Here is a 15,789-nt window from a genome sequence, read left to right as displayed (position 1 = left end):
GGAGTTAAGTGTATGTTGCGACCTGGTTTAAATAACGCCCGTGTACGGCAGGTAAACAAAGCGATTTTCCTGACCCACCTGTGGCGGGAAAAACAGCTCAGAAAGTCACAGCTGGCGCAGCTTACCGGGCTGTCTATTCCGGCGGTGAGCAACATTCTGCAGGAGCTGATGGATGAGGGGCGCATCAGCCACTCGACGGAAAATCTCAGCGCCCGTGGCCTCAACAGCGGCAGCTTCCAGATCCCGCTCACCGGTCCGTGGACCCTGTGTATGAACATTACGCCCACCAGCATTGAGAGCCAGCTCGCCGATGCGCGTCTGCTGCCGGTAGGAGAGCCGGGCCGTCAGTCGTTTAATGCCGAGTCGCCGCGGGAGCTTCTGGACAACATCGCCCAACACTGGCGTCACTACCGCCAGCGCTATCCGGAGCAGCGCATCAACCTCGCGCTTGGGGTTCATGGCCAGGTGGATCCGGTCACCGGCGTTTCGCAAACCATGCCGCAGGGGCGCTGGAAAACACCGGTGGAAATGAAGTATCTGCTGGAGGAGCGCCTCGGCGTTCAGGTTCGTCTGGACAACGACTGCGTGATGCTGGCGCTGGCGGAGAAGTGGCAAAACCCGGCCGGGCTTCGGGATTTTTGCGTTATCAACGTCGATTACGGGATTGGTTCATCGTTCGTCATTCACGACCAGGTGTGGCGCGGGAGCCTCTACGGCAGCGGCCAGATTGGCCACACCATCGTCGACCCGGACGGCAGCGCCTGCGACTGCGGCCGCTACGGTTGTCTGGAGACGGTCGCCTCGCTTAGTGCGTTGAAAAAGCAGGCGCGCGTATGGCTGAAAACGCAGCCCAACCCGGCTCTCAACCCGGATGCGCTGACCACCAGCGCGCTGCTTGAAGCCTGGCGCGGCGGCGACGTGCGGATTCAGGCATGGGTAGAGAATGCCGCCAATGCTGTCGGGCTCAGCCTGTATAACTTCCTTAATATTCTGAATATTAACCAGATCTGGTTGTATGGGCGTAGCTGTTCGTTTGGTGAGGAGTGGCTCCACACCATCATCCGGCAAATCGGCTTTAATCCCTTCGATCGGGATGACAGTCCTGGCAGCAAAGCCACGCGCATCAGCTTTGGCAAACTGAGCCGTGCGCAGCAGATCCTGGGTATCGGCTATCTGTACGTCGAGTCACAACTTAATGATGAGGCGTAATACTGACACTTCCCTTGTCTCGATTCAGTTCACAAATTAGAAACATTTTATCTCATGAACTGCCGTCAGACGGCAGTTCATGACTACGACCTAAGCTAAATTTGATAACAGATTGTTAATTAAATGTTTAAATAACCGTTTAATGCAACATTAATACCCATGATAAGAATAAGATTATCGCCAAATTTAACCAATATTTAACTATGTATTTCCCATAAGATCACAACTTTGGGCATGCGTCACATTCCTGAAAATCAGGATTCATTTCCACTTCCCTTCGTTGATAACCTCGCGTCCGTGACATGCCTCTGTCTCCCCAAAAGGTACAACTATGAAATTCAAACTCGCATTACTCAGTGCCACTCTGGTTTCTGCTTGCATGTTGTCCGGTCCATCCTTTGCGGCGGAAAAATATGAAATCGCGGTGGTGGCGAAAGTCACCGGTATTCCGTGGTTTAACCGTATGGAAACAGGTGTTAACGAAGCAGCGAAAAAGCTCGATGTTAACGCTTATCAGACAGGTCCTTCGACGCCTGACCCGGCGCAGCAGGTCAAGGTTATTGAAGACCTTATCGCCAAGAACGTTAACGCCATTATCGTGGTGCCGAACGATGCCAAAGTGCTTGAGCCGGTGCTGAAAAAAGCCCGCGATAAAGGCATTGTCGTGCTGACTCACGAATCTCCGGACCAGCAGATTGGTCAGTGGGATATCGAGACCATCGACAGCGAGAAATACGCGCAGGCTAACGTCGATGAGCTGGCGAAAGACATGGGGGGCAAAGGGGGTTACGCCATTTACGTTGGGTCGTTAACCGTGCCGCTGCACAACGCGTGGGCCGATTCTGCAATTAAGTACCAGAAAGAGAAGTATCCGGAGATGTTTGAAGTGACTTCACGTCTGCCGGTGGCGGAGAGCATTGATAAGTCCTACTCCACCACGCTTGATCTGATGAAGACCTATCCGCAGATGAAAGGCATCATCGGCTTCGGTTCGCTCGGCCCTATCGGTGCCGGTCAGGCCGTACAGAAGAAACGGGCGAAGGATAAGGTCGCGGTTGTCGGCATTGCCATGCCTGGACAGGCGGCGCCTTACCTCGTTCGTGGCGACATCAAGAAAGCACTGCTGTGGGATCCAAAAGATGCAGGTTTCGCGCTGGTTACCGTGGCCGATCAGCTGCTGCAGGGTAAACCCGTCACTAAGGATCTGAGTATCGAAGGTTTAGGGAAAGCCGACGTCGACATGGAGAAGAAAGTGATCCGCTTTAACAAGATCCTCGAAGTCACCAAAGATAACGCACAATCACTCGGTTTCTGAGGCTTACTGCCCACACCAGGGAACCACAACGCCGGCCGTCCGGCCGGCAATCACTATCAGGACTCACATTAGCGCCCCCTCGGGGCGCTTGCAGGGGTATTGTCCATGACAGACACCACCGCATTTATCACTCTTGAGAATATCAGCAAGCAATTCCCGGGCGTGCTGGCGCTGGATAACGTCAGCCTGACGCTGAAAAAAGGTGAAGTTCACTGTCTGGCAGGGCAGAACGGCTGCGGTAAGAGTACGATCATTAAAGTTATTTCCGGAGTGTATCATCCGGAGAAAGGGGCGCAGATCCAGCTTGACGGTAAACTGTTTCACCACCTGACACCGTCGCTGTCCGCCCATTACGGTATTCAGGTTATCTATCAGGATCTCTCACTGTTCCCCAATTTTAGCGTCGCGGAAAACATCGCCGTGAACCGGTATCTGCCGGGCGGTGATATCTGGGTACGCCCTGGTGCCATGAAAAAACAGGCACTGGCAGCGATGCAACGCATTGGCGTGAACATCGATCCAGATAAAAAAGTAGAAAAACTGTCGATTGCCGACCGCCAGCTGGTCGCGATTTGTCGGGCGATTGCCGCCGACGCGCGTCTGGTCATAATGGATGAACCCACCGCCTCCCTCACCCGCCAGGAGGTAAACGGCCTGCTGCGGGTGGTCAACGAACTTAAAGCCGCCGGTATTTGCGTGGTGTTCGTCAGCCATCGTCTGGATGAGGTGATGGAAGTCGCAGACCGCATTAGCGTAATGCGCGACGGAAAACTGGTTGGCACCTGGCCGGCTCAGGATCTCGACAGCCACGAGCTGGCTTTCCTGATGACCGGACAGCGCTTCCACTACAGCCCGCTGCCGGAAAAACCGCTGGTTGATCAGCAGCCATTGCTGGAGCTGCGCGGTCTTAGCCGGAAAGGTAAATACCGTAATATCAATCTTCAGCTGAGACGCGGTGAGATTGTTTCCATCGTTGGCCTGCTGGGTGCCGGACGCACCGAGCTGTGCCTGAGTCTGTTTGGTATGACCCACCCGGAAAGCGGTGAGATGCGTATCGACGGCCTGCCGGTGACGCTTCGCAATAACCACGATGCTATCAAACACGGCATTGGCTACGTCTCGGAAGACCGGCTGACCCAGGGCCTTATCATGGAGCAGTCTATCTACGACAACACCATCGTGACGGTGTTCGACAAGCTTCATACCCGCAGCGGCCTGCTCGATCACCAGAAAGCGCAGACTCTGGTCGCTGATTTGATTCGCGAGCTGAATATTAAAGTCTCCGACCCACAGTTACCGGTAAAAACACTTTCCGGCGGTAACGCCCAGCGTATTGCTATCGCCAAATGGGTTGCCACAAAACCGCAGATCCTGATCCTCGACTCCCCCACCGTTGGCGTCGATATCGCCAACAAAGAGGGGATCTATCAGATTGCCCGCAGCCTTGCCGAACAGGGTATGGCGGTGCTGATGATTTGCGATGAGATCCCGGAGGCCTATTACAACAGCCACCGCGTGCTGGTCATGCGCCGTGGTGAGCTGGTGGCGGAATTTAATCCTCATCGCTGCCGTGAAGAGGATATTGCTGAGGTGGTCAATGAATAACGCACGTTTTTCACGCCTTTTGGGGCATCACGAATTCTGGCTCGGCCTGCTGGTGGTTGCGCTTGCCGTGGGCCTGAGTGCGGGCACCGACGAGTTTTTATCACTCGGTAACCTGACGGATGTTGCCACCAGCTATGCCATTCTTGGCATTCTCGCCTGTGGGCTGTTTGTGGTGCTGATTTCAGGTGGAATCGATATCTCCTTCCCGGCAATGACCGCTATCGCCCAGTACGTAATGGCAACCTGGGTGATTGCCCACGGGGGTAATTTTGCGCTGGCGCTGCTGATTGCCGTGGGCGTCGGGCTACTGCTGGGGCTGGTGAACGGTTTTCTGGTGTACTGGCTGCGCGTCCCGGCGATCATCATTACTATCGCCACGCTTAACGTCTATTACGGCATGCTGGTGTACGTGACCAAGGGCACCTGGCTGTACGGTTTCCCGGACTGGTTTATGACCGGCATCAACTGGTTCTCCTTCACCGCAGCGGATGGTTATGACTACGGTCTGACGCTGCCCCTGCTGTGCCTTGCGGGCACCATTATCTTCACCGCCGTACTGATGAACCGCACCCGTCTCGGACGGCAGATTTACGCCATGGGCGGCAACCGCGACGCCGCCTCACGTTTAGGGCTGAACCTGCTAAAGCTGCATTTTTGTGTGTATGGCTATATGGGGATCCTCGCCGGGATTGCCGCTGTAGTACAGGCGCAGATAACCCAGTCGGTGGCCCCTAACTCACTGCTTGGCTATGAACTGACGGTGCTGGCGGCGGTAGTGCTGGGTGGAACCAGTATGAGCGGCGGGCGCGGTACGCTCATCGGCACGCTGCTTGGCGTTATCCTGCTGGCCTTCCTGCAAAATGGTCTGACGCTGCTCGGCGTCTCGTCTTACTGGCACACGGTTTTCAGTGGCGCCATTATCCTGGTCAGCATCAGCGCCACGGCCTGGAATGAAAAACGCAAACTTGCAAGGGAGCTCTGAGATGAAAACGTTCGCCAGATTATTACCCGGTGATGCCATCATCCGCCTGCAGTGCGTGATCATTATCGTCGTTGCCGTCGCCTTTTCACTGCTGCTGGGTGGCCGCTTCTTCAGCGTTGCCAATTTCCAGTCCATCAGCTCACAGCTGCCGATTCTGGGCATGCTGGCGCTGGGGATGGGGGTGACCATGCTGACCGGCGGGATCAACCTGTCGATCATCGCCGGGGCCAACGCCTGTTCGCTGGCGATGGCAGCGGTCATTGTCATACAGCCGGATAACCCACTGTTTATCGTCCTCGCGCTGCTCGCTGGCCTGCTGGTGGCAGTCGCCATCGGCACCCTGAACGGCGCGCTGATTGCCTGGGTGGGCGTCTCGCCGATTCTTGCCACGCTCGGCACCATGACGCTGATTTCCGGGCTTAACATTCTGCTCTCTAACGGCACCGTCATCTCCGGCTTCCCGGCGGTGATTCAGTTCTTCGGCAGTGCAATGGTGCTGGGTATTCCCGTCGCGCTACTGCTGTTCTTACTGGTCGCGGTGCTGCTGTGGGTACTGCTGGAGCACACCACGCTTGGGCGCAGCCTGTATCTGGTCGGCTCGAACGAACAGGCCACCCGCTACAGCGGCGTCAACACTGTCCGCGTGCAGATTGCCGTGTATATCATTTCGGCGCTGATGGGCTGGGTGGCGGCCATTCTGATGATGGCAAAATTCAACTCTGCTAAAGCGGGTTACGGCGAATCTTACCTGCTGGTCACCATCCTTGCCTCCGTGCTGGGCGGCATCAATCCGGACGGCGGATTTGGCCGGGTGATTGGTCTGGTGCTGGCCTTGATTGTGCTGCAAATGCTGGAAAGCGGCTTTAATTTGCTGGGGATCAGCAGCTATCTGACCATGGCGCTGTGGGGCGCTGTGCTGATCCTCTTTATCGCATTACAGAATCGTAAAGCCTGATTTCAGGAGAAGAATTATGGCGAGTTATTTCATTGGTGTGGATGTAGGTACCGGAAGCGCCCGCGCAGGGGTCTTTGACCTGAACGGCAGAATGGTGGGCCAGGCGAGCCGTAGCATCGAGATTTACCGTCCGCAGGCAGATTTCGTTGAGCAATCCTCGGATAACATCTGGCAGGCCGTGTGTAACGCCGTGCGCGACGCGGTGAATCAGGCAGATATCAACCCTATCCAGGTCAAAGGCCTGGGCTTCGACGCCACCTGTTCACTGGTAGTGCTCGATAAAGAGGGCAAGCCGCTGACCATCAGCCCATCCGGGCGCAGCGAGCAGAACATTATTGTGTGGATGGATCACCGCGCCATCGCCCAGGCCGACCGCATCAACGCCCTGCACCACCGCGTGCTGGATTACGTAGGCGGCATTATTTCACCGGAGATGCAGACGCCGAAGCTGCTGTGGCTGAAACAGCACATGCCGAACACCTGGGCCAACGCCGGATACTACTTCGATCTGCCTGATTTCCTCACCTGGCGCGCCACCAACGACGACACACGTTCGCTGTGCTCCACCGTCTGTAAGTGGACCTACATGGGCCATGAAGATAAGTGGGACGCGAGCTACTTCCGCCAGATTGGGCTGGAAGATTTGCTCGAGCACGACGCAGAAAAAATTGGCCGCTATGTAAAAACCATGGGCGAGCCGCTCGGTCACGGTCTGACCCAGCGTGCGGCCAGCGAAATGGGGCTGATACCCGGTACCGCAGTCAGCGTGTCCATTATTGATGCCCACGCCGGGACGCTCGGCACGCTGGGCGCCTGCGGCGTATCGGGAGAGGTGGCTGATTTCGACCGCCGTATCGCGTTGATTGGCGGCACCTCGACGGGGCATATGGCCATTTCCAAAGAACCGCGCTTTATTGGTGGCGTCTGGGGGCCTTATTACTCCGCCGTGCTGCCAGACTACTGGCTGAACGAAGGCGGTCAGTCCGCCACCGGGGCGCTCATCGACCATATTATTCAGTCGCACCCGTGCTACGAAACGCTGCTGGCGCAGGCCAAAGCGCAGGGGCAGACCATCTATGAGGTGCTGAATGCGCTGCTGCGTAAAATGGCGGGCGAACCGGAGAATATTGCCTTCCTGACCCGCGATATTCACATTCTGCCCTACTTCCACGGCAACCGTTCGCCGCGTGCAAACCCGACCCTGACCGGCACCATGACCGGCCTGAAACTGTCGCGCACGCCGGAAGATATGGCGCTGCACTATCTGGCAACTATCCAGGCTATCGCCCTCGGGACCCGCCATATTATTGAAACCATGAATCAGAGCGGCTATGCCATCGATACCGTTATGGCGAGCGGCGGTGGGACCAAGAATCCGATCTTCGTTCAGGAGCACGCCAACGCCACTGGCTGCGCCATGCTGCTGCCGGAAGAGAGCGAGGCCATGCTGCTCGGCGGTGCGATGATGGGAACGGTGGCAGCCGGGGTGTTTGATTCCTTCCCGGAAGCCATGTCGGCGATGAGTCGCATTGGCAAAACGGTGACCCCGCAGACGAACCGCATCAAGCAGTACTATGACCGTAAGTATCAGGTGTTCCATGAGATGTATCAGGATCACATGAAGTACCGTCAGCTGATGCAGGAGGGAGCATGACCAGCGCATGGCAACAGGCCAGCGGAACATGGCAGCTCTACAGCGAGGCGCTGGCGGGCCTTGGGCAGCATTTGAGTGAGCCACTCTGGCAATCGCTGATGGCGGAGCTGCGCGGCTGTAAAGGCAAAATTGTGGTCACCGGCGTTGGCACTTCTGGCATTGCCGCCCGCAAGATTGCTCATATGCTCGCCTGCGTCGAGCGCCCGGCGATTTATCTCAGCGCCACCGACGCCGCTCATGGGGATCTGGGTTTTCTGCAGGCCGACGATCTGGTCATTATGCTGTCGCGTGGCGGTAACTCCGACGAGCTCACCCGACTGTTGCCGGGGCTGGTAAGCCGCCATGTGCCGGTTATCAGTGTGACGGAAAACCCGGCATCGGCGATAGCCCAGGCTTCCAGACTGGTGATTTCAACGGGTGTTCAGCGCGAGGCCGATCCGCTCGACATGCTGGCGACCACCTCAATCCTGCTGGTACTGGCGATTTTCGACGCCGCCTGCGTGTGCCTGATGAACGAGAGCGGCTATTCGAAAGAGAGCCTGTTGGCGGTACACCCTGGTGGCGACGTGGGCTTAACGCTGCGTCAGACACCTTAGTGCTTCATCCTTACCCTTCCCTCTCCTGGCGGGAGAGGGATAACTCTTCACACAGCATGGCGAAGCGGGAAAATGTGTATTAGGTTTAAATTACACACGTTTACAGGATGGACCTGCTATGAACTCGCTTCGTTACTTCGAATTTGGTCAGTCACGCCATCTGTTACTGCTGATAGCGCGTATTGCCATCGTGCTGCTGTTTATTATTTTCGGTTACCCTAAGCTCACCGGGTTTGACGGTACGGTACAGTACATGGCGGCCTCTGGCGCCCCGATGCCGATGCTTGCAGCGATTATCGCCATCATCATGGAAGTGCCGGCAGCCATTCTTATTGTCCTGGGCTTCTTTACCCGCCCGCTGGCGGTGATTTTCGTATTCTACACCATCGGCACCGCGATCATTGGTCACCACTACTGGGATATGAGCGGTGATGCGGTGCTACCAAACATGATTAATTTCTACAAGAACATCAGCATTGCCGGGGCGTTTATTCTGCTCGCGATAACCGGCCCTGGTGCCATATCGATTGATAGACGTTAATATTAAAAAAGGCCGCTTTCGCGGCCTTTTTTTATGGCAGAGCCAGAATTATGCGTACACCGGGAAACGGGCGCAGATATCCAGAACTTTACCTTTGATACGCTCGATGGTGGCTTCATCATTGATGTTGTCCAGCACGTCACACATCCAGCCAGCCAGCTCTTTCGCTTCCGCTTCTTTGAAACCGCGACGAGTGATTGCCGGAGAACCGATACGGATACCAGAGGTCACAAACGGGCTCTTCGGATCGTTAGGCACGCTGTTTTTGTTCACGGTAATGTTGGCACGGCCCAGGGCAGCGTCAGCTTCTTTACCGGTCAGGTTCTTATCAACCAGATCCAGCAGGAACAGGTGGTTTTCAGTACCGCCAGACACCACTTTGTAGCCACGGTTCAGGAACACTTCCACCATCGCTTTGGCGTTTTTAGCAACCTGCTGCTGGTAAACTTTGAACTCTGGCTCCATCGCTTCTTTCAGCGCTACCGCTTTCGCCGCGATAACGTGCATCAGAGGACCGCCCTGCGCGCTTGGGAACACGGCAGAGTTCAGTTTTTTATACAGATCTTCGTCGCCGCCCTTCGCCAGGATCAGGCCACCGCGTGGACCCGCCAGGGTTTTGTGGGTCGTGGTGGTCACAACGTGAGCGTGCGGAACCGGGTTCGGATAAACGCCTGCGGCAATCAGACCCGCAACGTGCGCCATATCGACGAACAGATACGCACCGATGCTGTCAGCGATTTCACGCATTTTTGCCCAATCAACTACGCCGGAGTAAGCAGAGAAGCCACCGATAATCATCTTCGGTTTGTGGGTCTGAGCCTGCATGGCCATGTCTTCGTAGTCAATTTTACCGGACTCGTCGATGCCGTAAGGAATGATGTTGTACAGCTTACCGGAGAAGTTGACCGGAGAACCGTGAGTCAGGTGACCACCCTGCGCCAGGTTCATACCCAGAACGGTGTCACCCGGCTGCAGCAGCGCGGTGTAGACCGCGAAGTTAGCCTGAGAACCGGAGTGCGGCTGCACGTTAGCGTAGTCTGCGCCAAACAGTTCTTTCGCACGGTCGATAGCCAGCTGCTCAACGATATCTACGTACTCGCAACCACCGTAGTAACGTTTGCCCGGATAGCCTTCAGCATATTTGTTGGTCAGCTGAGAACCCTGAGCCTGCATGACGCGCGGGCTGGTGTAGTTTTCGGAGGCGATCAGTTCGATGTGCTCTTCCTGACGTACTTTTTCCTGCTCCATAGCCTGCCACAGTTCGGCATCATAATCGGCAATGTTCATTTCACGCTTTAACATCCGCATCTCCTGACTCAGCTAACGATAGAATTTCAACCCTGGAAAGGGGTCCAGTTTGGACAACGGCCCACAGTATAACTGATTAGTTCTGCGATAACAGGTCTTGACAAAGGATTTTACGCAAACGATTACGCACTGATAGAACAAAGGCCTGACGAATAAAGCACTTCTCATTTTCAAGGGAATTCTTTTCAGGTTTGTGATGTGTATTTTTCATGTTGTAACCAATGAAGCGCAAAGTTACAAAGAACCATTTACAACACAGGGTTATTTTTTATAAGATGCATTTAAAATACACCATTAAGAATACACACAAGGAAGCAGACATGCTCGACGCTCAAACCATCGCTACCGTGAAAGCCACCATTCCTTTACTGGTTGAGACCGGACCAAAACTCACCGCCCACTTTTATGACCGCATGTTCAGCCATAACCCGGAGCTGAAAGAGATCTTCAATATGAGCAACCAGCGTAACGGCGACCAGCGTGAAGCGCTGTTCAACGCCATTGCCGCCTACGCCAGCAATATTGAAAATCTGCCTGCTTTGCTGCCCGCGGTAGAGAAGATTGCCCAGAAGCACACCAGCTTCCAGATTAAGCCAGAGCAGTACAACATTGTCGGCGGTCATCTGCTGGCCACTCTCGACGAGATGTTCAGCCCGGGTCAGGAAGTGCTGGATGCCTGGGGTAAAGCCTATGGCGTACTGGCGGGCGTGTTCATCAACCGCGAAGCAGAAATCTATCAACAGAACGCCGATAAACAGGGCGGCTGGGAAGGGACTCGCGCGTTTCGTATCGTCAACAAAACGCCGCGCAGCGCGCTTATCACCAGCTTTGAGTTCGAACCGGTCGACGGCAAGCCAGTGGCAGATTACCAGCCGGGCCAATATCTGGGCGTGTGGCTGAAGCCGGAAGGTTTTCCGCATCAGGAAATCCGTCAGTATTCACTGACCCGTAAACCGGACGGCAAGGGGTATCGCATTGCGGTGAAACGCGAAGACGGTGGGCAGGTTTCAACCTGGCTGCACAACGAAGCCAACGTCGGTGATGTCGTGCATCTGGCCGCTCCGGCAGGTGATTTCTTTATGAGCGTTAAGCCTGGTACCCCGGTGACGCTTATCTCTGCTGGCGTAGGTCAGACCCCAATGCTGGCGATGCTCGACACCCTGGCGCAAAATGGTCATCAGGCGCAGGTTAACTGGTTCCACGCGGCTGAAAATGGTGAAGTCCATGCCTTTGCCGATGAAGTGGCCGCACACGGCAGCAAACTGGCAAACTTTAACGCACACACCTGGTATCGCGCTCCGCAGGCGGGCGATCGCTATGACAGCGAAGGGATGATGGCGCTAAGCCCGCTGGAAGGTCAGTTCTCCGATCCGCAGACCCAGTTCTTCCTCTGCGGCCCGGTCGGTTTTATGCAGTTCGCCGCGAAGCAGCTGGTTGAACTGGGCGTGAAAAACGAGAACATTCACTACGAATGCTTCGGCCCGCATAAAGTACTGTAATGTAAAAAGCCCCTCTACCGAGGGGCTTTTTATTTCGCCGGGCGGCAGTGGTGCCTTACCCGAGTCTACAAATCTGTTAGCGCTGTTAGATAGCCGCGTCGTCTTCTTCGCCGGTGCGGATACGGATAACGCGCGCCACGTCAAAGACAAAGATCTTACCATCGCCAATTTTGCCGGTCTGCGCCGTGCGAATAATGGTGTCCACGCAGGTATCGACGATATCGTCAGTCACCACAATTTCAATTTTGACCTTCGGCAAAAAGTCGACCATGTACTCAGCGCCGCGATACAGTTCGGTGTGGCCTTTCTGACGACCAAAGCCTTTCACTTCCGTCACGGTCATCCCGGTGATGCCAACTTCCGCCAGCGCTTCACGTACATCATCGAGCTTGAAGGGTTTAATAATCGCATCAATCTTTTTCATGGTGTTCCTGTTGTTATACGCGTAACCGATTGCTCACGGTATCATAACCGCAGCCAGGTTGCGGGGCTATTCTTTAAAATCGTTGGCATCGAGTTCGTGGCGGGACAGCAGTTTGTAGAACTCCGTCCGGTTGCGACCTGCCATACGTGCCGCGTGGGTAACGTTGCCTTTCGTGATTTGCAGCAATTTGCGCAGATAGTTCAGCTCAAACTGATTACGCGCTTCAACAAAGGTGGGCAGCGCGGTGTTTTCGCCTTCCAGCGCCTGCCCCACCAGCGCATCGCTGATGACCGGTGAAGAAGTCAGCGCTACGCACTGCTCAATCACGTTGACTAACTGGCGCACGTTACCCGGCCAGCTTGCGGCCATCAGGCGCTTCATCGCATCGGTGGAAAATGCCCGCACAAAGGGTTTGTGTCTGTCTGCAGACTGGCGCAGCAGATGATTCGCCAGCAGCGGAATATCTTCGGTTCTCTGTGCAAGGGTTGGGATCTTCAGGTTCACCACGTTGAGGCGGTAAAACAGATCTTCACGAAATTCCCCCCGCGCCATCGCCTTCGGCAGATCGCGGTGCGTTGCCGAGATAACCCGCACGTCGATGTCGATGTCGCGGTTGCTGCCAAGCGGTCTGACCTTACGCTCCTGCAGAACACGCAGCAGCTTCACCTGCAGCGGGATCGGCATGTCACCAATTTCATCGAGGAACAGCGTGCCGCCTTCCGCAGCCTGAAACAGCCCTTCACGATTGCTTACCGCGCCGGTAAACGCCCCGCGGGCGTGACCAAACAGTTCAGACTCCAGCAGCTGCTCCGGCAGCGCGCCACAGTTGATAGCAATAAACGGTTTTTTGCCGCGCGGGCTGGCGTTGTGAATAGCCTGGGCGAAGATCTCTTTCCCGGTACCGCTCTGACCGTTAATCAGCACGCTGACATCTGACTGTGCCACCATTCGCGCCTGCTCCAGCAGGCGGTGCATCAGCGGGCTACGAGTGACAATAGCTTCATGCCACGCCTCATCGGCCGCCGGAGCAGACTGTTCCAGCGCCTCGTCGATGGCTTTATACAGCGCGTCGCGATCCACCGGTTTGGTCAGGAAGCTGAATACCCCCTGCTGGGTGGCGCTGACCGCCTCCGGGATTGAACCATGCGCGGTGAGGATAATCACCGGCATCCCGGGCTGAACCTTCTGGATCTCGGCGAACAGCTGCAGGCCGTCCATCTCATCCATTCGCAGGTCGCTAATAACCAGGTCGATTTTCTCCCGGCCAAGCGCGCGCAATCCCTGCTGGCCGCTTTCGGCCGTGACCACGCTGTAACCTTCGCTGGTGAGGCGCATCCCCAGAAGCTTCAGTAGCCCAGGATCGTCATCAACCAGCAGCAGGCGAGCAGGTGTACGACTCATTATGGTTTATCCTCATCGGGTTGCGCTGCATCATCTTTTGCCGCAGGCGTGGTATCTCCGGTATGGGAGGCATCAGGATTAAAACTACCCGCCGGTTTGCGGGTGGAGAGCTGGCGTTCGATATCCGTCAGATTTTCAAGCTTGCGGGTGGTGAGGTCAAGCTGGGTGCGCAGATGCTGTTGCTGCTGGCGCAGCGTATCCAGCTCACCGTCGCTCGACTGCTGCAATTTGGCATAGCGGGAGCGTTCGTCAGAGAGCTGCAGCTGCAGGGCCTGACCGTCGCGCCAGAGCTGATACAGCGGGCGTACCTGCGAAGGGATCTGCCCGTTCAACGCGTCGACCTGGGTAACCAGTCCGCGGCGCTCAACCGGGGTTATTTTGGCATTGCCCAGCAGGATGCCGCGCTTGAACGCCTCCTGCCAGTTGCTCTTATCGAGCATACGCGCTTCGGTACGCGACTGCTCCGGCGTCAGCCGGTCGGCACAGTCCATGCCGCGCAGCCAGTAGAGCGGGTTTTTAACGGTCACTTCACCACTCAGCGACCAGATATCCGCGCAGTCCGTTGACAGAAAATCAGCCAGCTGCTGCTGCGGCAGCTTCTCTTCCAGCGCATCTGACGCATGATGATTTATGCCAGAGACACAGCCCGCCAGCAGCAGGCCCGATACACCAGGCAACCACAAGCGGCGCAAACGCACCGCGTTAAAAACAGACGCTAAGAATTGAGACATGTTCACCAGACTGTAATTCATTCGATTATTTATTCCGGCCCGCGAACCGGGAGTTCGATGCGAAAACAGACATCGCCGGTCACGCCATTCACCAGCGTCAGTGTACCGTGCATACGCTTCACACAGTCTCTGGCGATGCTTAGCCCCAGCCCACTGCCCTTGACGGCACCCTTACGTTGATGACTTCCCTGATAAAATGGCTCAAAAATCATGGCGCGTTCGGCGTCGGGTATCGGGGTTCCGGTGTTCACCACTTCGATACGTACCCGATCGTCTATCGCGCGACTATGGATGTAAATGTTACCGGATTCAGCCCCGTAGTGCACCGCATTGGAGTAGAGATTATCCAGCACGCTCATCAGCAGCATCGGTTCGGCATGACAGACTGGTGCATCCAGCGCCACGTCGGTATGCATCATTTTAGCCCGCGCCGGTAAACTATGGGCGGAGATGACCATTTCCACCAGCGGCGCGATTTCCACCGACTCCAGCTCAACCGTGCTATCGGCCAGCTTGCGGTTATAGTCGAGCAGTTGCTCGATGAGTTTCTGCAGATTACGACTGCTGTCATCCAGAATATCGACCACCTCTTTTTGCTCGGTGGTCAGCGGGCCAACCACCTGATCGGCCAGCAGTTCGGTGCCTTCACGCATACTGGCAAGCGGTGTTTTCAGCTCGTGCGACAGGTGGCGTAAAAACTGATGCCGCTGCGACTCAAGCCAGGCAAGGCGTTCACTCAGCCAGACGATCCGCTGCCCGACCGAACGCAGCTCGCGCGGCCCTTTGAAGCTTACCGTGTTGCCAAGCGAGCGCCCTTCTCCGAGGCGATTGATCATTCGCTCAATGCCCTTGACCGGGCCGATGATCATGCGGGTAAACAGCAGCACCATCGCAAGGCTCACCAGAAACAGTACCAGCGCCTGCCAGCCAAAGAACTGTCCGCGCTCGGCGATTTCCCGCTGTAGCTGTTGCCCACGCGAGAACACGACCGTACGCGTGGCCTGCACCATGTCGGTGTTAGCGCTGGCGAAGGCCTCCAGCCGTGCCGCCGAAGCGTCGTCGGGGCCGCTGTTCTTACACTGAATTTGTTCCAGTGCGTCAAGATCCTGACGCAGGGACTGATAGAGCTTATCGTCAGGCAGTACGCCCGCGTGCGCTTCCAGCATCTCGGCATAGCGACGACGCTGGCTCTGATACACCTTCGCAAGGGTCGCGTCGTCCAGCACGCAGTACTGCCGGTAGCTACGCTCCATTTCCAGCGCCACGTTAGTCATCGCCTCACTACGTCGCGCATCAATCAGCGTGGTGCGGTTCGTCTGCGCCGCCTGCGCGCTCAGGGCGTTCAGGCTCTGCCACGCTTGCCAGGCTAAGACCAGCAACGGTAGCAGGATCAGGATAAATGACAGCATAACCAGCTGACGCAGCGAACGGGGGAAAAGTGACCAGCGTTTCAATGAGATTGTCTCAACGTAGAAGCATGCTGGAAGGTTAACTGAGGATGTACTGCAGATACAACAAAGCCGGGTAAAAACCCGGCTTTGTCATGAAATAAGGCGGTGCCTAACTCGA

14 protein-coding genes are annotated in these 15,789 nt (G+C 56.1%); 9 read left to right on the top strand and 5 right to left on the bottom strand.

Going from position 1 to position 15,789, the window contains the following annotated elements; all coding sequences use genetic code 11:
• Positions 1 to 12 precede the first annotated feature (12 nt).
• The 8 genes from C7387_RS00280 (at position 13) to C7387_RS00245 (ending at position 8,857) form a co-directional block, all read left to right on the top strand.
• On the top strand, positions 13 to 1,209 hold the full coding sequence (locus tag C7387_RS00280) for an ROK family transcriptional regulator (protein WP_120815812.1): 1,197 nt from the start codon (positions 13 to 15) through the stop codon (positions 1,207 to 1,209).
• Positions 1,210 to 1,540: 331 nt separating this feature from the next.
• On the top strand, positions 1,541 to 2,524 hold the full coding sequence (locus C7387_RS00275; RefSeq protein ID WP_006821192.1) for an autoinducer 2 ABC transporter substrate-binding protein: 984 nt from the start codon (positions 1,541 to 1,543) through the stop codon (positions 2,522 to 2,524).
• Positions 2,525 to 2,629: 105 nt separating this feature from the next.
• Positions 2,630 to 4,129: a sugar ABC transporter ATP-binding protein gene (locus C7387_RS00270; protein WP_006821193.1), complete on the top strand. Its 1,500-nt coding sequence runs from the start codon at positions 2,630 to 2,632 to the stop codon at positions 4,127 to 4,129.
• Positions 4,122 to 5,111 (top strand): ABC transporter permease, encoded by a 990-nt coding sequence (locus tag C7387_RS00265; protein WP_038254962.1) that lies wholly within the window; start codon positions 4,122 to 4,124, stop codon positions 5,109 to 5,111. Before C7387_RS00270 ends, C7387_RS00265 begins: the two co-directional genes overlap by 8 nt.
• Before the next feature lies 1 nt (position 5,112).
• Positions 5,113 to 6,066, top strand: coding sequence for an ABC transporter permease (locus C7387_RS00260; protein ID WP_038254965.1), 954 nt, complete (start codon positions 5,113 to 5,115; stop codon positions 6,064 to 6,066).
• Between the two features lie 16 nt (positions 6,067 to 6,082).
• Positions 6,083 to 7,720: an FGGY-family carbohydrate kinase gene (locus C7387_RS00255; RefSeq protein ID WP_006821196.1), complete on the top strand. Its 1,638-nt coding sequence runs from the start codon at positions 6,083 to 6,085 to the stop codon at positions 7,718 to 7,720.
• Positions 7,717 to 8,316: a KpsF/GutQ family sugar-phosphate isomerase gene (locus tag C7387_RS00250; protein WP_120815811.1), complete on the top strand. Its 600-nt coding sequence runs from the start codon at positions 7,717 to 7,719 to the stop codon at positions 8,314 to 8,316. Before C7387_RS00255 ends, C7387_RS00250 begins: the two co-directional genes overlap by 4 nt.
• A gap of 118 nt (positions 8,317 to 8,434) precedes the next feature.
• Entirely contained in the window at positions 8,435 to 8,857 is a 423-nt protein-coding gene (locus C7387_RS00245; protein ID WP_006821198.1) for a DoxX family protein, read from the top strand.
• Positions 8,858 to 8,905: 48 nt separating this feature from the next.
• On the opposite strand, the gene glyA is transcribed toward C7387_RS00245, so the two are convergent.
• Positions 8,906 to 10,159 (bottom strand): serine hydroxymethyltransferase, encoded by a 1,254-nt coding sequence (glyA, locus tag C7387_RS00240; RefSeq protein ID WP_120815810.1) that lies wholly within the window; start codon positions 10,157 to 10,159, stop codon positions 8,906 to 8,908.
• A gap of 326 nt (positions 10,160 to 10,485) precedes the next feature.
• On the opposite strand from glyA, the gene hmpA reads away from it, so the two are divergent.
• A complete protein-coding gene (gene hmpA, locus C7387_RS00230) occupies positions 10,486 to 11,664 on the top strand; it encodes an NO-inducible flavohemoprotein (RefSeq protein ID WP_120815809.1) in 1,179 nt (392 codons plus the stop codon).
• A gap of 85 nt (positions 11,665 to 11,749) precedes the next feature.
• On the opposite strand, the gene glnB is transcribed toward hmpA, so the two are convergent.
• The 4 genes from glnB to qseE all read right to left on the bottom strand — a co-directional run bounded on the left by glnB (position 11,750) and on the right by qseE (position 15,674).
• A complete protein-coding gene (gene glnB / locus C7387_RS00225) occupies positions 11,750 to 12,088 on the bottom strand; it encodes a nitrogen regulatory protein P-II (RefSeq protein WP_002914032.1) in 339 nt (112 codons plus the stop codon).
• A gap of 66 nt (positions 12,089 to 12,154) precedes the next feature.
• Positions 12,155 to 13,489 carry a two-component system response regulator GlrR gene (glrR, locus tag C7387_RS00220; RefSeq protein ID WP_006821202.1) on the bottom strand — a complete coding sequence of 445 codons (1,335 nt, stop codon included), beginning with the start codon at positions 13,487 to 13,489 and terminating at the stop codon, positions 12,155 to 12,157.
• Positions 13,489 to 14,220 (bottom strand): two-component system QseEF-associated lipoprotein QseG, encoded by a 732-nt coding sequence (qseG, locus tag C7387_RS00215; RefSeq protein ID WP_170155400.1) that lies wholly within the window; start codon positions 14,218 to 14,220, stop codon positions 13,489 to 13,491. The genes glrR and qseG overlap by 1 nt, the downstream gene beginning before the upstream one ends.
• A 29-nt stretch (positions 14,221 to 14,249) precedes the next feature.
• On the bottom strand, positions 14,250 to 15,674 hold the full coding sequence (qseE, locus tag C7387_RS00210) for a two component system sensor histidine kinase QseE/GlrK (RefSeq protein ID WP_038254979.1): 1,425 nt from the start codon (positions 15,672 to 15,674) through the stop codon (positions 14,250 to 14,252).
• Positions 15,675 to 15,789: the final 115 nt, after the last annotated feature.

The organism is Yokenella regensburgei (assembly GCF_003634235.1).
Classification (GTDB): domain Bacteria; phylum Pseudomonadota; class Gammaproteobacteria; order Enterobacterales; family Enterobacteriaceae; genus Yokenella; species Yokenella regensburgei.
The sequence above is the reverse complement of the archived record's forward strand: the minus strand, read 5'-3'. Positions and strand labels throughout refer to the sequence as shown.